The organism is Bacteroides sp. (assembly GCF_030151085.1).
GTDB lineage: Bacteria > Bacteroidota > Bacteroidia > Bacteroidales > Bacteroidaceae > Bacteroides.
Genome location: NZ_JASLER010000084.1, coordinates 1 through 16,575, shown reverse-complemented (window position 1 = coordinate 16,575; position 16,575 = coordinate 1). Strand labels below are relative to the sequence as shown.

Genomic DNA, 16,575 nt, shown 5'->3' with positions numbered 1-16,575 from the left:
ATTCATGGAACAGGATCATATCCGGAACCTCCCCAAGGATGGCAACGCAAAATACGTCTCACCGCCAAATAGAAGCCTTTGAAAGGACCATGTTTCTTAATGGCCTCCACAGCATATTGCGAACAAGTAGGAGTAAACCGGCATGATGGGGAAGTCATGGGCGAAATACACTTCTGATAAAAATAAATGGGAAGTAACAACAGATATGAAAGCAGCCTTTTCATACCGACTAAGGAAGTTGTACCGGAGTTTCGGATTCCGGAGAAAGTGTATCCTCAGTCTTTAAAGGAAGTGCAACGGCAGATGAAGAAATTACCTTTTCAGCAATACGTGCCAAAGCAATCTTTATTCTGTCTTCTATCAAAGAAGACTCCACCAATTGGTCTGAAAGATAAATAAATGCAATTGCCAACCGAGAGTGATTTTCATCCAATACTTTCAGCAATTCATGCTTATTGACACGATATGCCTCCCGTATTTGACGTTTCACCCGATTACGCTTCACAGCACGCTTAAAGCGGCGTTTCGATACACTTACAAGAATGGAAGCGGGTGCATCCAACTCCTCTACAGGCAAATATACCACGCGTAAGGGGAAGACCGAAAACGAACGTGCTCCGCCCGCAAACATCTTCTCTATTATTTTCTTCTTATCGAGCCTCTCGGGCTTACGCAGGGTATTCTCCATAAGTTATGTGCTACAAAAAAAGCGAGCTACAAGTGCCTGGCGGCATAAAAGCACAACCACTTGTAGCTCGTAATCATAAAATTTACCGTTACAGCAACAAGTCACAAGCAAATAGCTCATAACTTATAGCTCATAACTAAATTTACTTTCCTTTATTATTCTCCTTGATGAACATGTCCAGTGCTGCCGTCATAGAAGGTGCCTGCACACTAGGTGCTTCCAAATCCAGACGAAGTCCGGCATCACGCACTGCTTGTGCAGTTGTAGAGCCAAATGTTCCGATCTTGATTTCCTTCTGCTCAAAATCCGGGAAATTCTTCTTCAGAGAAGAAACTCCGGCAGGGCTGAAGAACACTAACATATCATAGTCAAATTTCTCATCCGCAGGGAAATCATTGCTGACCGTGCGGTACATAATAACCTCATTATGCTGGATCTTATTCTTCTCCAACAAATTTTTGATTTCTTCGGTATGCACATCCGACATCGGCACCAAGTACTTTTCAGTCTTGTGCTTAATGATAGAAGGCATAAGATCATCAAACTTTCCGGTATTTCCAAAGAAAATCTTACGCTTACGATACTGTACGTACTTCTGGATATAGAGTGCAATAGTCTCTGACACACAGAAATATTTCATGGTCTCAGGTATTGTTACACGCAATTCCGTACAAAGATGGAAAAAGTGGTCAATTGCATGACGCGAAGTGAAAACGACAGCAGAGTGATCTAATACAGACACTTTTTGTTGTCTAAACTCTTTCGCAGAAACGCTCTCCACCTTAATAAACGGATGAAAATCAATTTTCACACCGTATTTATCGGCTATGTCGTAGTAAGGAGATTTCTCTGATGCCGGTTTCGGCTGCGACACAAGTACTTTCTTTATTTTCAACGTCCTAAAAATTTATTATCAAATAATCGTTTAGCTGCATCATCCCTTGATATAACATAAAACAAGGTACGATTTCAAGGGCACAAAAGTACAAAATTAAAAGGAGACTTCCATATAAATTGTTACAAAAAAGCTTTAACCACTTATAGAATATCAATATTCCAGTCAAAAAGAGTAAAAATAATCCAATTATTACCGTAAATTGCAGACTTAAATCAAAATAGACTATAAACAGAACAAACGGAAATAGAGCAAATCCAAGGTAGTAAAGTAGTGTAGAATATGATTCAATCCAAAGAGCAGTGGTGCTATCGTCAAAAAAAATCCAACCTAAAAAAGAATAAATCAGCCATTTCAGAAACAGGAAGAGTAAACATATCCCTACATAAACTCCCAGTAAAACGACCGGTGGTACATGCTGCACTAAACCGGGTTGCTCATCATTGAAATAATTGAAAAAATAAACTCCGGCAAGTACACAGGTCTGCAAAATCAACAGCAACAGATAGCGCATATCCGTCGCAGTAGAAGTAGCAAAGATACTGGTGCGTTCACGGTGCAACAGAAAATCCTTAACCAACTGTAACAAAAACTTGCGGCTACGAGACAGAACGTATGACGACAAAAAGAAGCAGCCTAGAAGGACAACTGTGATACAATCATCGATTCTCGGAGAATAAGGAATAGGAATTCCCTCTGCCCCGGCTACTATCCAAGCCATCAACATCGTTATCATATAGCGGCAAATTTACGGATAGAAGCGTCCCACAAAGGAGTAGTATGTATCAAGTCAACAGCTTCTTGCGGAGTATGGGCTACATGCCAGATGGCACCATGCTGCGCACGCATAAAGTTTTCATCTACTGCTTTCTGAAGCATGGCAAGCAGAGGATCGAAGAAACCTTTGGTATTCAGTATGACAATGGGATTGAGGTACAGCCCCAATTGCTTCCAGGTTATCGCTTCCAAAAGTTCTTCTAAAGTGCCGCATCCTCCGGGTAAGGCAATAATGGCGTCACTAAGGTCGGCCATTAGTTTTTTGCGTTCGTGCATGCTCTCCACTTGAACAAGTTTGGTCAGCCCTGTATGATGCCAGCCCTGCTCTACCATAAAATGAGGAATCACTCCGGTCACTTCACCTCCGGCAGCAAGTGTGGCATCGGCCACAGCGGACATTAATCCCATATTTCCCGCTCCATTAATCAGGCGGATTTGCTTTTGTCCCAACAAGGTACCCAATTCACGGGCAGCATCGAAATATACAGGGTCAATCTTTGTACTTGAAGCACTGTAAACACATACGGAAGTTATCTTATTCATGGAGTCCTCTTCATCTAATATTAATAGTGAGTGCAAAGGTATGGTTTTTCAGTGAAATCTTAATAAGTAAAATCAATTTCGTCCAATCATAGATTCCTTTTTCAAAATTTAAAAGTATAGTTCAAAGACGGAACAATACCATAGAGATACAATTTATAGACACGACCTTTATCCACAGCGCTATGACCTTGACGTCCGGCATAAATAGAAAAAACATTCTTCCGGCTATAGGCATTAACAATCGAGAAGCTCAGACTACGATCTTGCCTGATGTGCCAAGTGGTCGAAAAATCAAGTTGGTGAAATGCGGGAGCACGATACCCATTCCGTGTAGAATAGATATAAACCAATACATGTTCCGAGTAGTACTTTCCTATTGGAAGCGTCAGGTTCATACCCGAAGCATAAGAAAAAGTAGAAGATAGTGACCAATAAGGACTCACCTCCCAATTCAGGAAAAGCTTCAAGTTATGTGGCCTGTCATACACTGGTCTATACTTCATACCACCAATATGATTTCGTGCCCGCGAAAGTGTATAGCTAAGCCATCCAGTTACAGGTCCTTTATTCTTGGAGAAGTAAAACTCAAATCCGCATCCCTTGGCAAAGCCTGTCTCTAACTCACTTTCTATCCGGTCATTCTGAAAAATATCGGCATTATCACGATAATCTACCACATGGTTCGTCCTACGCAAATAGGCTTCCAGCGACAAGGTATATTCCCTGTCAGGGAAATTACACTCATATCCCAATGCCAATTGTCGCATTACAGAAGGCTTTAAAAGTGCATTGGCAGGCATCCATACATCCGAAGGTATACCTACCGAAGAAGTGGTAAGCATGTGTATACTTTGCGAAGCCTGAGTATAGGATGCAGAAAAACGATGAGATGGGTTTGGTGCAAAAGTCAGTTCAGCACGAGGTTCCGGCATCACAAATGTTTTGGCAGCATAGTAAGAAGAAGACGGTGCATGGAGTACTGACAACCTGATGCCGGCATTTAACTGAAAACGGGGCAAGAATTTATAATTTACTTCTGCATAAAGTGCTGCATCCCACAGGTTTTTTCGTGGCATTTGCGAAGGAGTAATGTTAGAATCTTTACCGGACTTTTCAATAATACCAGGTATTGTAGTGAAATAATGTAAGTTTATGCCCGCCTTAAAGTTCAGTAGATTATTCTGATACCTTTCCCAGTCGGACTTAAGCTGATAAGACTGCATATTCGACTTCCAAGCGTATCTCAATCCATCGGATAATGATTTATATTTATAATAATAGTTGCTGAATACGGCACTTGTATTCACATTAGTTTTATCATTCGATATATGATTCCAACGCATGGTAGCAGTAGCATTGCCCCAATCCATTCCATACCCCTTCACCAATTTGTTGAATACCGTGTGGTCACCACCGCTATAGAGTGAGAAATAGAGTCGGTTATGATCATTCAGCGTTCTATTCACCTTGGCATTTACATCGTAAAACCACATCTGTGGCTTTGATGTCAGATCGCTTCCTAATAATCCGACTACAACTCCGGGGTATCCAAATCTGCCAGAAACCAAATAAGAGCCTTCTTTCTTCTTCAGTGGACCTTCAAACATGACTTTCGAGGCAATCAGTCCCAAACTAGCACTTCGCTCACTCTCTTTACTGTTACCTTCGCGCATCCGCACATCTATAACAGACGAAGACCGCCCTCCATACTTCAGCGGGAAAAACGATTTATAGAGATTAACCTCACGTATTGCATCATTATTAAATACTGAGAAGAAAGAGAGTACATGGCTGGGATTATAGACTACAGCTTCATCCAGTAATACCAGATTTCCCCATTGGTTGCTTCCACGTACCGAAATATTGTTTGATCCCTCATTACCACTTTGTACACCTGGCAAAAATTGCAGTGACTTCATTAAATCGGGCTCCCCGCCCACCGATGGCAACGCTTGTATGCTTTTCGCATCTAAAGCAAATTGGCCGCTATGCTTCCTGGCACCCACAATCTCTACACCTTTCAACAAATACTCATTAGGTCTCAATGCAATATCTACCACCACATTGGCTGATAGGGCTAGTGTATCTCTCCAGGTTATATACCCTAACATGGAACACTGAAGTATACATTCGCCCTTGGGCAGCGAAATAGAATAAAGCCCATATGAATTTGCCGCCATGCCCGCTCCGGATTTCCTTTCCAAAACATTGGCATCCGAGAGGATTTCTCCAGTTTTAGCATCGGTTATACGTCCACGTACAACAACCTTTTGAGCAACAATGGTTTGCCATGAACAGGATAAAAAACAGATATATAATAGTAACAGTTTCATCAGTTTCTGATTTCTATAATTCAAAAAGAAGTATTATTTTTCTTCCGTAGCTATTCCTTTCTCGGAGAGTGCACTAACACGAAAACATCCATATACGCCTCCACTTATGTTACTTATCACGGAAGATGGAGCAGGCGTATAAGCACCGCCATCTGCCCTAAACTGCCGTATCATCTGATCGAAGATATTGTAGCAGCTCTTGGAGATCGTTTGTGCCCACACGTACAATGAGTCAGAGGCAGGATAATTCCACCCTGGGGGATATCCCAAAGGATTCTCCCCATCGTCAATCAAGAAATCCTTCACATTTTCTTCAAGATACTCATCACTTAATATTGAGTATTGCCAAAATGTGCCAACAAAACCTAGCAAAGACTGTGGACGTGAAAAAGTAAAATAGTTACTAGTACGTGAATGTAATCGGAACAAATAATAGTTGTCTACTCCGGGTGGATTAGTAAAACTGATGCATGGTGCCCACCTACCTCCCTTTTCATTGAAATCGAAGCGCTTTACTTTCAAATCAGTGATAACTAATGCAGGTTCCATCTTTTGGATATCAGATTCATAATGTTTGCCATTATAATAGATCTCCAATTTATAAGAATGCCCTTCTATACCATAAATCTTGGTAGTGACATACATGCCCCGACAAGACTCCTCAATATATCCGGCGTTTACATTCTCACGAGCATTCTTCTTCTGGTGATAATCATAGAAGTCATAAAAGTAACCTCCATAATCGCCGTATGGATATACTACCTGCATCGTATCTCTGATACCTTCAGTAACATCTGTCACTATCATTAAAGCATCTTCAATACCTTCATACAGATCATCTTCGGCCGACATAACAGCCGGCTTTCTCAAAAGGAAAAAGTAAGGTGGATTTTCGTTGGTTATTGCTCCATCGAAAACTATCCCATCAAGTACAGAATCAGGGATAGAGATATCAAACTCTTCTTCACAGGCTGATAAAATTAGTGATAACCCCGCCAATATAGTAATACTTAAATGTTTCATCATAATTAGTGGAATTTATCAGTTTTGTAATTCTTGGTCCAGTAGTACTTTTAGTTCATCATAAGAATTTGTAATATATACCAACCGGTTATTAATAATAATGGTGGGAGTTGCAAAGAGTCCTCGCTCCATTAGTTTATTAATGCTATGGTTTACCTTATCATAGTTTTCGGCAGACACTAGTTCTTGCTTATATCCTTCTATGTCTAACCCGAAGTTATTGGCAATATTAAAAATAAAAGTTGAGTCGACCAAAGTTTCATGCTCAAAAATGGCATCATGAAACTCCCAAAACTTATTATATTTAGCAGCAGCCTCGCATGATAAAGATGCAAAAGTTGGTTCATCAGCAAAATTAATAAAACCAAATTTTACTCTATCCTTATATTCGTTATAAATCCGTTTTAATGTCTTTTCAAAATCAAGGCAACGCTTACAATCAAAATCAGACGCTACAATAAACGACGTTGTTGCTTTAAGATTTCCTCTATAACGTACATTTAAATCATCTACAGTACAATGGGGTTGCTTAGGAGGATAAAGAAATCTTTTGATCTGTGCTTTATTGTACAACGAGTCTGCCAAATGCTGAATTACAGCTGCCCTTATATCATTCTTTAATGAGATATTTCCTTCAATACTTTCAGAAGACACTTTGTTTAAACTCTCCCTAGAATGCAAAACACGATCTTTAACTGATCCGTATACCATCAGTAGGCTATCCTTCTTGGTAATCATCACCTTCTTTACATAGTCACCCAAATAAGTATCAAATGTTTTTCCTGCAGCTATAGATTCATATTCTATTAGTTTATGCTTAATCAAATCGTCCAACGCCTTTAACTTTATCTCAAACGCAGTATTCAACAGATCAAAGGTTTCTTGCGTAGTCAATTGTGATAATTCAGAAGAATAGATCTTATATCCATTTACTTCCGCTACAATGTTCTTGCTCCTATTGGAACAAGAACATAAGATCAAAAAACATAAAAAGATAATATATTTCATTCTTCTACGGACGAGGTGTAGTTTGAAATAAATAATATGGATTTTTTTTCACAAAATCTACATCAGTGTTTAATGCAACATAATACCTTGTATTATCTGATGCATCCATCCCATAAAAGGTCTGATCACCTGATAAATCACCTTTAAATGCATATCCTGTATATTTCTTAAGCCAATTCTTATTATTGGAATCCTCATCATCGACATAAATCGTTCCCTTTCTGATTTGAGGCCCTCCGGCCAATACTCCAAAATTTATATAATTCTTAGGTCCTATACCAAAAGAAGGTTCCCACTGTTGTCCAAGAGGATAGGGAGGAAAAGCCCAAGCTAAAGCAGCATTATTATTTACTACAGTATATCCTCCCAAATCCTCAATAGACTGATAATTAGGATCATTACTACCTCTTATATTATTATCAGTATGTTTATCATCGCAATCATGATAACGAACAAGTATATCCATTGTTCCACCAAACTGACTATAATTTATATGATCGACAAGAAAAACCCCTCCGGCATAATACCGGTCTGCTTCTGTTAAACAAAATTTAAAATGAACATTGCCATTACTATCTACAAAAGAATCTCCTACCGAGCCTGTAGTCTTTGAATTCTGTCTAGAATCTTCAGCATCAATATAAAGTGTCAATTCCTTATAGGTACCACATGAACCAACTTTAAAAACTCCTACAACATTAGTTGTCGTAGCATAAGCAGTCCTCATCACTCTTTCTTTAGCTACAGATTGCCTATTCATCAACTCCTGCTCATACTCATTCATCACAGATTGAATAGTCTGTTCATCAGCTATTGTTTCAATTTTAGCTGTATCAGTTTCTTCACTAATTGCCCTAGTGGTCAGCTCATAATCAGCAGACACCTTAGCAAGCTCCAAATCATTCTCTAGTAAATCATAGCTATTGCTACACGAATAGCAAGCTAACGTGCCTAAAAAGGCAAATAATAATTGTTTTCTCATGTTTATCGTGTGGTTACGCTGCACCACAAGCTTTAAATTAAAGATTGAAATATCCATAAAAGACCATATCGCCAATAGTGATTTCTAAGCGATACAAATTATTCTCACTCAACAGACCTGACAAGTTCAATTCTATATCTTTTATAGCAGTGAATTTTTCAGAACAGACACAATTAGCCCCCAAAGTATCAATAATTGATATACTAATATCCGCACTTTCACCTTCATTGATGATTAGTATAGATTCATTGTTCGAATTAAAAAATGCTGAAACTTCTAAGATATCTAAGGAACGTTGTCCTTTATGCGGCACAGTAGTAATATGTTTATCCAAATCTATCCTCTTGTTACCACTAGCCACTGCACTTACAGTTATTGACACAAAAATAAATAACCAGATTAATACTCCTCTCATAGCTTTCATTATTAAAAATATTAGACACAACAAAGAAGCCAATATTTCTGTATCCGCCCAAAGGAATAATGGTAACAATGGTAACAATCAAGATTGCAACGGTAACAATACTAAATTACAAAAGCGATAATAGCAAGCATAACATAATGAATATCAAGTTCTAAATACTCTATTGAAGAGTTCAGCATCCATTTTGTTTTTGATTCTGCTTTTTCGTGTTTTTATAGCATCAGCCGAGACATCCATTACATCAATAATGACATCTCTTGAACATTGGAACAAGGATAGTATGCAATAAAATAGATCATCATTAGTTAAAGCCGGACAATAATGTTTCAAATCTTCCATGACATAAGCAAATGTTTTTCTAATATCATTGGCTATAATTTGCCTATAAATATTAGCTGAACTGATACGTACTTTAGGTGTAGCTTTTTCAAGCTCATTAAGTTTTTTATACCCTTGGGTTGCTCGAAACAAAGTGATACTAATTTGAATCCGTTCTTCTTCCAACTCGTTTAGTCCTCCGCTTTTGGTATTAGGAATACTTGTATCCTCAGATATTTCATTTAAAAGCAGCGTTTTAGCACGACTTTCCATTAATCGCTGTTGTAGAACCATAAATTTCTTCTTACGACTTCCATCCCTCCACAAGTATAATACTATTAAAGTGAATGCAAGAAATAAAAAGAGGATTATCAAACAAACAGTTATTTGTTGATTTCGAACAGATAGCTTCTGTTTATGCAATTCTACCAGATGATTATCCAACAGTTTGTCAAGTTCTGCACGATTGTTCATTGTTCGGATAGAATCATAGTATATAAAGAAGGAGTCAGCATACTGTGTAGCCTTTTCCCAATCTTTCCTCTTCTTATATTCTCGATTCAAACAATTATATGAAGATGATTTAACATAAATATTAGAAGATGTTGCTCCTATACTCCAATAATAAACAGCGGAATCTCCATTATTTAAACAATCCAAAATATCACCTTTAGTTGAACAGGCTAAAAGATAATCTTCTTTTGACAACGAATAAGCTAATGCATTTGAAACATAGTCAATTGCCTCAAAATTATTATTTTGTTCTTTACAAACTGCCGCCATATCACTATATATTATAGATAATAAATCAGAGTTATGTAAAGTTTGGGCAATTTTTAGTGATTGTTTATAATAATACAATGCACTATCCAGGTGATTAACATCTAAGAATGTATCTCCAATGTCATTTAAAGCATAACAAGCACGTACAGAATCCTTTTGAGCACATATTTCAAAACACTTTTTATGCATTTCCCTTGCATTATGCTTTAAGTTTTGTTCATTATAGCAATTCCCTAAATGACTATATACCATTGCTACAAATATTGCATCCTTTTTTGGCTGTATCAATCTCAAGGATTTCAAATACAATTCAATTGCCTCCGCCAGTTCTTTCTTTTCTACATGAACACATCCCATATAGAAATAAGATTTAGCTAAACGTTCTTTTTCATTACCTTTTTTATAATACTTCACCGCTATCTGTATTAAGGAATCATTCTCCAACAATATACAGCATTTATATCGTGCTTGCGTCATCAATAAAGCATACAAGGCGCAGTCAGCTCCTTCCAATTGCTGAGGTTCGGATATCTGTTCTAATAGTAACAAAGCACTGTCAGGATCAGACCACATCAAAGAATCGGCAGTTAAAAGCACAGAATGAGTAGGGGCAATCTCTCTTCTGCAAGAATAACACATAAGTAAGACTACTAATAGGAAAGAGAATAAAAACAGTATATGTTTCATAATAATAGTATTTAGGCTTGATAACCACAAAGGTAAAGAATTTAGTATAAAAAACACTCTGTCAATGAATATAAGATACTTAATCAGCGACTTTATTCATTAACGTTTCGATAGTAAGTATCAAAAGTCCCCCTGACTAACCAAGGGTGGAAACCGGCATCTTTATTTTTATCACCCAAAAAGATTTAGCGAACAGCAATAGTTGGGAATAGAACTATCTTATATAAATCCGATAAAATGACCAATTTAACTCTCTCCCTACCTGCTCCGTACCCGCTCCGTACCTGCTCCGTACCTACTCCCTATATCCCCCCTCGCTATAGAAGCGGAGAAAACAGGGAATTGCTAGGGACCGGAAGAGGCTTTGACCAAAACAAGAATAGGTGGAATCAACCCTAACAACAAAGAAGCCACCCCTCCCCTCTGCGGTAGCAGAATGGAGTGGGTGGCTTCCTATATAAATAGCTGTAAAGCTATGCTGATTACTTATTTATACAAATCAGGCTAGTCCGAATGCAGCTTTCACCTTATCCACGTAATCCAGTTTTTCCCAAGTGAAGAGTTCAACCTCTACATCCTTGTTGCCTTCGTAGCGTGACTTGAAGTGTTTGATAATGGTCTGCGGTTCGCGTCCCATGTGACCGTAAGCGGCAGTTTCCTGATAAATAGGATTGCGCAACTTCAAGCGGTCTTCGATAGCTTTAGGACGAAGATCGAACAGTTGGTCAATCTTACGGGCAATCTCACCATCGCTGATGCTTACGTTGCTGCGGCCATAAGTATTGACATAAATATTGATAGGACGTGCCACACCGATAGCATAGCTCACCTGTACCAACATCTCGTCTGCCACACCGGCAGCAACCAAGTTCTTGGCAATATGACGGGCAGCGTATGCGGCGGAACGGTCTACTTTCGAGGGGTCTTTACCGGAGAAAGCACCACCACCGTGAGCACCTTTACCACCGTATGTATCTACGATAATCTTACGACCGGTCAAACCAGTATCGCCGTGAGGTCCGCCAATAACGAACTTACCGGTAGGATTGACATGGTAAGTGATGCTATCATTGAACAGTGCCAACACCTTTTCGGCGCTGATGGAGGCAATGACGCGCGGCATCAATATCTCGATGACGTCACGACGAATAATAGCAAGCATCTCTTCGTCAGCTTTGAGCTGTGCAGCCTCGCTATCATCGGCAGGCTGAACAAAATCATCGTGTTGGGTAGAAACTACAATCGTATCAATGCGGACGGGAGTTCCGTTATCATCATATTCAATGGTTACCTGGCTCTTAGCATCGGGACGGAGGTAAGTCATGTCTACACCTTCGCGACGGATGTCAGCCAGTACTTGCAAGATGCGGTGAGCGAGATCCAGTGAAAGCGGCATGTAGTTTTCCGTTTCATTGGTGGCATAACCGAACATCATACCTTGGTCGCCGGCACCTTGTTCCATAGGGTCTTGGCGTTCTACACCACGGTTGATGTCGGGGCTTTGTTCATGGATAGCGCTCAATACGCCGCACGAATTGCTCTCGAACATATACTCACCTTTGGTATAGCCGATTTTCTTGATTACTTCACGTGCGATGAGTTGGAGGTCAACGTACGCTTTGGTTTTCACTTCTCCAGCCAGCACTACCTGTCCGGTAGTTACCAGAGTTTCGCAAGCTACTTTCGAACTGGGGTCGTATGCCAACAGTTTGTCAAGCACAGCGTCCGATATTTGATCGGCCACTTTGTCGGGGTGTCCTTCAGACACCGATTCGGATGTGAATAAATATCCCATTTTCAATTAAAAATTAAGAATTAGAAATTAAAAAATGAGGCATGCGGGAAAGCACTATTGAGTAGAGGCACCGCGGCGGAAAAGCCGTCAGAAAAGGATGTTGTTTTAGCATTTTTTTCTGTGGTTGCAAGCTACTCAAATCTCTCCACATTTCATTTTCGGGTGCAAAGATAATGCAAACTGTAATTAGTACAAAATAAACCCGCTATTTTAACTGTTTAGATACAATTTGAGTTATTAAAAAATTAAGTATTACCTTTGCCACTCAACCAATTCTAAACATCGTTATGAAAAAACTGATTTTACTATGCATGCTTTTCTTAGCATCTATTGCAGGCAGAAGCCAGGAAAAAGGAGAATTTACTGTATTGCAATGGAACATCTGGCAAGAAGGGACAAAAGTCCCCGGTGGATATGAGGCCATTGTAGACGAGATTGTCCGTCTCAAACCCGACTTTGTAACTTTTAGCGAAGTACGCAACTATCACAATACACGCTTCTGCGACCGCATTGTGCAATCTCTCAGGGAGAAAGGCGAAACTTACTATTCCTTCTATAGCTATGACACCGGTCTGCTGAGCCACCACCCCATCACCGATTCGCTGACTATATATCCTGAAAAAGATGATCATGGAAGTATCTACAAGCTGACCAGCCACATCAAAGGGCATAAGATTGCTATCTACACCGCACATTTGGATTATTTGAATGATGCATATTATAATGTACGTGGCTACGATGGTTCTACTTGGAAGGAGATCCCTATCCCACAAACTGTACGGGAGATTTTAGAAGTAAACGATGCTTCACTCCGTGACGATGCTATCCGTGATTTTATTGCCGCAGCTCAGAAAGATATTCAAGAAGGAACAATTGTCATTTTAGGTGGAGATTTCAATGAACCCTCACATCTCGACTGGATTCGTGAAACAAAAGACTTGTATGATCATAACGGGTTCATCATCCCTTGGACAGTACCTTTATTATTAGACAATGCCGGATTCATCGATACCTATCGTTCATTGTATCCCGATGTATTGAGCTATCCGGGTTTCACTTTCCCCGCCGACAATCCGCTTGTAGCCGTGGATAAACTGACGTGGACACCAAAGTCTGACGAGCGCGACCGGATAGACTATGTATTCTACTATCCGCATCCGGCCATCAAACTGAAAGATGCTGTGATCTTTGGTCCACAAGGAAGTATCGTAAAAAGCAAACGCACTGCAGAGCAGGGTAAAGACAAATTTCTGTTACCCAAAGGCGTATGGCCCACTGATCATAAAGGAGTGCTGGTAACGTTCGAGGTATTCTATATCAAAAAGTAGAAGAAGAAAATCATTTTGTTCAGTGATAGAATCCTAAAAAAGCGCTTACTTTGGAATTTAGTAATCCTATTGTTAACGCCGTAAATCACTACAAGATGAACAAAACGACATTGTTTCTTACAATCGCCCTTCTTTGGGGATTGGTAAGTTGTGCTCCTACCGGACAAGTAGAAGTAAAGAATCTACGTCTGGAAATGAAAAAAGACCCGATGGGCATTGATCTAACACAACCCCGTTTCTCCTGGCAGATCAGTTCAAAACAACCGGACCTGACACAGGTTGCCTACCAAATACAGGTAGCCACCTCACCCGAAGAACTGGCACAAGGGAAGAATTTATACTGGGATTCGGGAACCGTCTCCTCTGACCAGTCCATTCTAATACCTTACTCAGGAAAGGATTTAGAATCCGAAAAGCCTTATTACTGGCGTGTACAAATCACTACCAACCAAGGAAAAACAGTTTGGAGCGAACCCGCTCAATGGTCGATGGCCATATTGAATCCTGCCGACTGGAAAGCGAACTGGATAGGTGAAGATACCCTTTCGAACCCTAATGAGCGACTGGGCGACGACAAGAATCAAAAGACCCGTCTTGCCGCCCGCTATTTCAGAAAAGAATTCACCGCAGACAAAGAGGTTAAAAGAGCAACCCTCTACATCTCAGGACTAGGAAGCTCGGAAACTTACCTGAATGGGCAGAAAATCAGCGAAGACATCTTTGCTCCCATACCGTCTATGTACAACAAACGCGTTTATTATAATACGTATGATGTAACTCCGCTCATCCAGAAAGCCGGAAACACGCTCGGCATCATTGTTGGCAACGGCCGCTATCTTGCCATGCGCAACCCCGGTATGGTTACCTTCGGTCTTCCCAGCCTTCTTGCCCAACTGAAACTGGAATATGCCGACGGCTCTCAATCCACCCTCCTCACTGATACATCTTGGAAAGTAACCTCCAAAGGTCCCATCGTTGCCAACAATGAATTCGATGGCGAAGAATACGACGCCCGCCTCGAAATGGAAGGCTGGAACAAGAACGGATTTAATGACGCTGAATGGAAAAACGTCGACATCATGCCCACCCCGGCAGGCGAACTAACCACTCAACAAGCTCCCAACATCCGCATACAAGATACTGTGAAGCCCATCTCTATCACTGCCCGCCCCGACGGAAAATACTTGGTAGACATGGGACAGAACATGGTAGGCTGGCTCAAAGTTCATCTGAAAGGAAAAGAAGGACAACCCATCAAGATGGTTTTTGCCGAACTGCTCAAAGAAGACGGTTCCCTTTACCTCAATAACCTTCGTTCGGCACAAGTGACGGATATTTATACCCCTGCCCGTGACGGCGATTTCAACTGGCATCCTTCTTTTGTCTATCATGGTTTCCGCTTTGTAGAAGTTTCCGGATTGGATTATCAACCCGCCGTTGAGGATTTCACAGGCGAAGTATTTTACGATGAAATGGCAACCACCGGCAACTTCGAAAGCTCACAACCTCTACTCAATCAACTCCACAAGAACGCCTTCTGGGGCATTCGCGGCAACTATCGTGGCATGCCTACGGATTGTCCGCAACGTGACGAACGTCTCGGCTGGTTGGGCGACCGTACTACCGGAGCTTACGGAGAAGCTTTCTTACTGGATAACTCCCAACTCTACAACAAATGGTTGCAAGACATTGAAGACTCCATGACTCCTGAAGGCAGCATCTCCGACGTTTCACCTGCTTACTGGCAACTCTACTCCGACAATGTGACCTGGCCTGCCGCCTTCTTCTGTGTAGCCGACATGCTCTACCGCCAATATGGTGATGACAGCAGCATCCGAGCCCACTATCCTGCCATGAAACGCTGGATGAATCGCATTCAGGAAGTCTCCATGAAGGACTATATCATCACTAAAGATACATACGGCGACTGGTGCATGCCGCCTGAAAAGATGGAGCTTATCCACTCTCAAGACCCTGCCCGCAAAACAGACGGTGCCATTCTAAGTACTACCGTTTACTATGATTTGCTGAAAAAGATGGCAAACTTTGCCCGTATCTGCGGTCAAGATGCCGATATTCAAGGCTACGAAGAACTTGCCGCCAAGATGAAAGAGGCTTATAACAACCGCTTCTTCAATAAAGAAACTGCACAATACGGTAACAACACTGTCACAGCCAACATACTCTCACTTCGTTTGGGGTTAGTGCCCGATGGTTATCAGGAGAAAGTTTTCGCCAACATCATCGAAAAGACCGAGAAAGATTTCAACGGACATGTCAGTACCGGCGTACTCGGCATCCAACACCTCATGCGTGGATTAACCGAACGTGGACGTACCGATCTCGCCCTCAAGATTGCCACCAACGAAACCTATCCAAGTTGGGGATATATGATAAAGAATGGCGCTACCACCATTTGGGAGTTATGGAACGGTAATACAGCCGATCCTGCCATGAACTCCGCCAACCATGTTATGCTATTGGGCGACTTGCTGATTTGGTATTACGAAGACCTCGCAGGAATAAAATGCGCACCGGATGCTATCGGATTCAAGAAGATATTGATGGCCCCGCTATTTCCCGAAGGGCTTCCCCACGTAAACGCTTCCTATCAATCTGCATACGGTGAGATAAAGAGTGACTGGACTAATAAAGACGGAAAACTATCTTGGGAAATCTCCATTCCGGGTAATACTTCTGCCATTGTTCGTATACCTAAAGCATTCAATGTGAATCAAAAAACGAAAGAACAGAAAGGTGTTCGCCAAGTATCTGAAACGGAAGAATATACTGAAATTGAAGTAGGATCGGGAGATTACAGATTCTCTAAGTAAATATATCCTGAAAATAACTAGAAGTGGGGGGGGAAGAGTTATGGGGACGGGTTGTTTTTTTGATTTTATATTTAATTTTAGAATATGTTTTTGTGCGATCCGAATTGAATTTTAGTGTATTATTGGGTTTTATTTAAATTGGGTTCTCCATTGTGTT

The 16,575-nt window shown here is 40.7% G+C and carries 14 protein-coding genes; 2 read left to right on the top strand and 12 right to left on the bottom strand.

What is annotated here, in order from left to right; translation table 11 throughout:
• Positions 1-2 precede the first annotated feature (2 nt).
• From yidD to metK, 12 genes are all read right to left on the bottom strand, one after another.
• A complete protein-coding gene (gene yidD / locus Q1W14_RS17330) occupies positions 3-224 on the bottom strand; it encodes a membrane protein insertion efficiency factor YidD (protein ID WP_294586743.1) in 222 nt (73 codons plus the stop codon).
• 5 nt (positions 225-229) lie between these two features.
• Positions 230-688: a ribonuclease P protein component gene (gene rnpA / locus Q1W14_RS17325; RefSeq protein WP_300703647.1), complete on the bottom strand. Its 459-nt coding sequence runs from the start codon at positions 686-688 to the stop codon at positions 230-232.
• Between the two features lie 142 nt (positions 689-830).
• On the bottom strand, positions 831-1,583 hold the full coding sequence (locus Q1W14_RS17320) for a uroporphyrinogen-III synthase (RefSeq protein WP_300703646.1): 753 nt from the start codon (positions 1,581-1,583) through the stop codon (positions 831-833).
• Positions 1,584-1,587: 4 nt separating this feature from the next.
• Positions 1,588-2,319: a DUF4271 domain-containing protein gene (locus Q1W14_RS17315; protein ID WP_300703645.1), complete on the bottom strand. Its 732-nt coding sequence runs from the start codon at positions 2,317-2,319 to the stop codon at positions 1,588-1,590.
• Positions 2,316-2,903: a TIGR00730 family Rossman fold protein gene (locus Q1W14_RS17310; RefSeq protein WP_300703644.1), complete on the bottom strand. Its 588-nt coding sequence runs from the start codon at positions 2,901-2,903 to the stop codon at positions 2,316-2,318. Before Q1W14_RS17310 ends, Q1W14_RS17315 begins: the two co-directional genes overlap by 4 nt.
• Before the next feature lie 101 nt (positions 2,904-3,004).
• A complete protein-coding gene (locus Q1W14_RS17305) occupies positions 3,005-5,236 on the bottom strand; it encodes a TonB-dependent receptor (protein ID WP_300703642.1) in 2,232 nt (743 codons plus the stop codon).
• A gap of 33 nt (positions 5,237-5,269) precedes the next feature.
• A complete protein-coding gene (locus tag Q1W14_RS17300; RefSeq protein ID WP_300703641.1) occupies positions 5,270-6,262 on the bottom strand; it encodes a hypothetical protein in 993 nt (330 codons plus the stop codon).
• Between the two features lie 15 nt (positions 6,263-6,277).
• Complete coding sequence (locus Q1W14_RS17295; RefSeq protein WP_300703639.1) at positions 6,278-7,267, bottom strand: thioredoxin domain-containing protein; 990 nt, start codon at positions 7,265-7,267, stop codon at positions 6,278-6,280.
• A gap of 4 nt (positions 7,268-7,271) precedes the next feature.
• Complete coding sequence (locus Q1W14_RS17290; RefSeq protein ID WP_300703637.1) at positions 7,272-8,249, bottom strand: hypothetical protein; 978 nt, start codon at positions 8,247-8,249, stop codon at positions 7,272-7,274.
• A 37-nt stretch (positions 8,250-8,286) separates the two neighbouring features.
• A complete protein-coding gene (locus tag Q1W14_RS17285; protein WP_300703635.1) occupies positions 8,287-8,664 on the bottom strand; it encodes a hypothetical protein in 378 nt (125 codons plus the stop codon).
• Between the two features lie 153 nt (positions 8,665-8,817).
• Positions 8,818-10,461 carry a tetratricopeptide repeat protein gene (locus Q1W14_RS17280; RefSeq protein WP_300703634.1) on the bottom strand — a complete coding sequence of 548 codons (1,644 nt, stop codon included), beginning with the start codon at positions 10,459-10,461 and terminating at the stop codon, positions 8,818-8,820.
• Positions 10,462-10,960: 499 nt separating this feature from the next.
• Positions 10,961-12,256 (bottom strand): methionine adenosyltransferase, encoded by a 1,296-nt coding sequence (gene metK, locus Q1W14_RS17275; protein WP_300703633.1) that lies wholly within the window; start codon positions 12,254-12,256, stop codon positions 10,961-10,963.
• Between the two features lie 287 nt (positions 12,257-12,543).
• Here metK and Q1W14_RS17270 point away from each other — a divergent pair, with 287 nt between their 5' ends.
• Positions 12,544-13,584 (top strand): endonuclease/exonuclease/phosphatase family protein, encoded by a 1,041-nt coding sequence (locus Q1W14_RS17270; protein WP_300703631.1) that lies wholly within the window; start codon positions 12,544-12,546, stop codon positions 13,582-13,584.
• Positions 13,585-13,679: 95 nt separating this feature from the next.
• Positions 13,680-16,418 carry an alpha-L-rhamnosidase gene (locus tag Q1W14_RS17265; RefSeq protein WP_300703630.1) on the top strand — a complete coding sequence of 913 codons (2,739 nt, stop codon included), beginning with the start codon at positions 13,680-13,682 and terminating at the stop codon, positions 16,416-16,418.
• Positions 16,419-16,575 lie beyond the last annotated feature (157 nt).

What these genes read in the sequence shown, in the direction of transcription:
- yidD (WP_294586743.1), bottom strand. Translation starts at nt 224, where the DNA reads ATGAAAAGGCTGCTTTCATATCTGTTGTTACTTCCCATTTATTTTTAT.
- rnpA (WP_300703647.1), bottom strand. Translation starts at nt 688, where the DNA reads ATGGAGAATACCCTGCGTAAGCCCGAGAGGCTCGATAAGAAGAAAATA.
- Q1W14_RS17315 (WP_300703645.1), bottom strand. Translation starts at nt 2,319, where the DNA reads ATGATAACGATGTTGATGGCTTGGATAGTAGCCGGGGCAGAGGGAATT.
- Q1W14_RS17310 (WP_300703644.1), bottom strand. Translation starts at nt 2,903, where the DNA reads ATGAATAAGATAACTTCCGTATGTGTTTACAGTGCTTCAAGTACAAAG.
- Q1W14_RS17305 (WP_300703642.1), bottom strand. Translation starts at nt 5,236, where the DNA reads ATGAAACTGTTACTATTATATATCTGTTTTTTATCCTGTTCATGGCAA.
- Q1W14_RS17300 (WP_300703641.1), bottom strand. Translation starts at nt 6,262, where the DNA reads ATGATGAAACATTTAAGTATTACTATATTGGCGGGGTTATCACTAATT.
- Q1W14_RS17295 (WP_300703639.1), bottom strand. Translation starts at nt 7,267, where the DNA reads ATGAAATATATTATCTTTTTATGTTTTTTGATCTTATGTTCTTGTTCC.
- Q1W14_RS17290 (WP_300703637.1), bottom strand. Translation starts at nt 8,249, where the DNA reads ATGAGAAAACAATTATTATTTGCCTTTTTAGGCACGTTAGCTTGCTAT.
- Q1W14_RS17285 (WP_300703635.1), bottom strand. Translation starts at nt 8,664, where the DNA reads ATGAGAGGAGTATTAATCTGGTTATTTATTTTTGTGTCAATAACTGTA.
- Q1W14_RS17280 (WP_300703634.1), bottom strand. Translation starts at nt 10,461, where the DNA reads ATGAAACATATACTGTTTTTATTCTCTTTCCTATTAGTAGTCTTACTT.
- metK (WP_300703633.1), bottom strand. Translation starts at nt 12,256, where the DNA reads ATGGGATATTTATTCACATCCGAATCGGTGTCTGAAGGACACCCCGAC.
- Q1W14_RS17270 (WP_300703631.1), top strand. Translation starts at nt 12,544, where the DNA reads ATGAAAAAACTGATTTTACTATGCATGCTTTTCTTAGCATCTATTGCA.
- Q1W14_RS17265 (WP_300703630.1), top strand. Translation starts at nt 13,680, where the DNA reads ATGAACAAAACGACATTGTTTCTTACAATCGCCCTTCTTTGGGGATTG.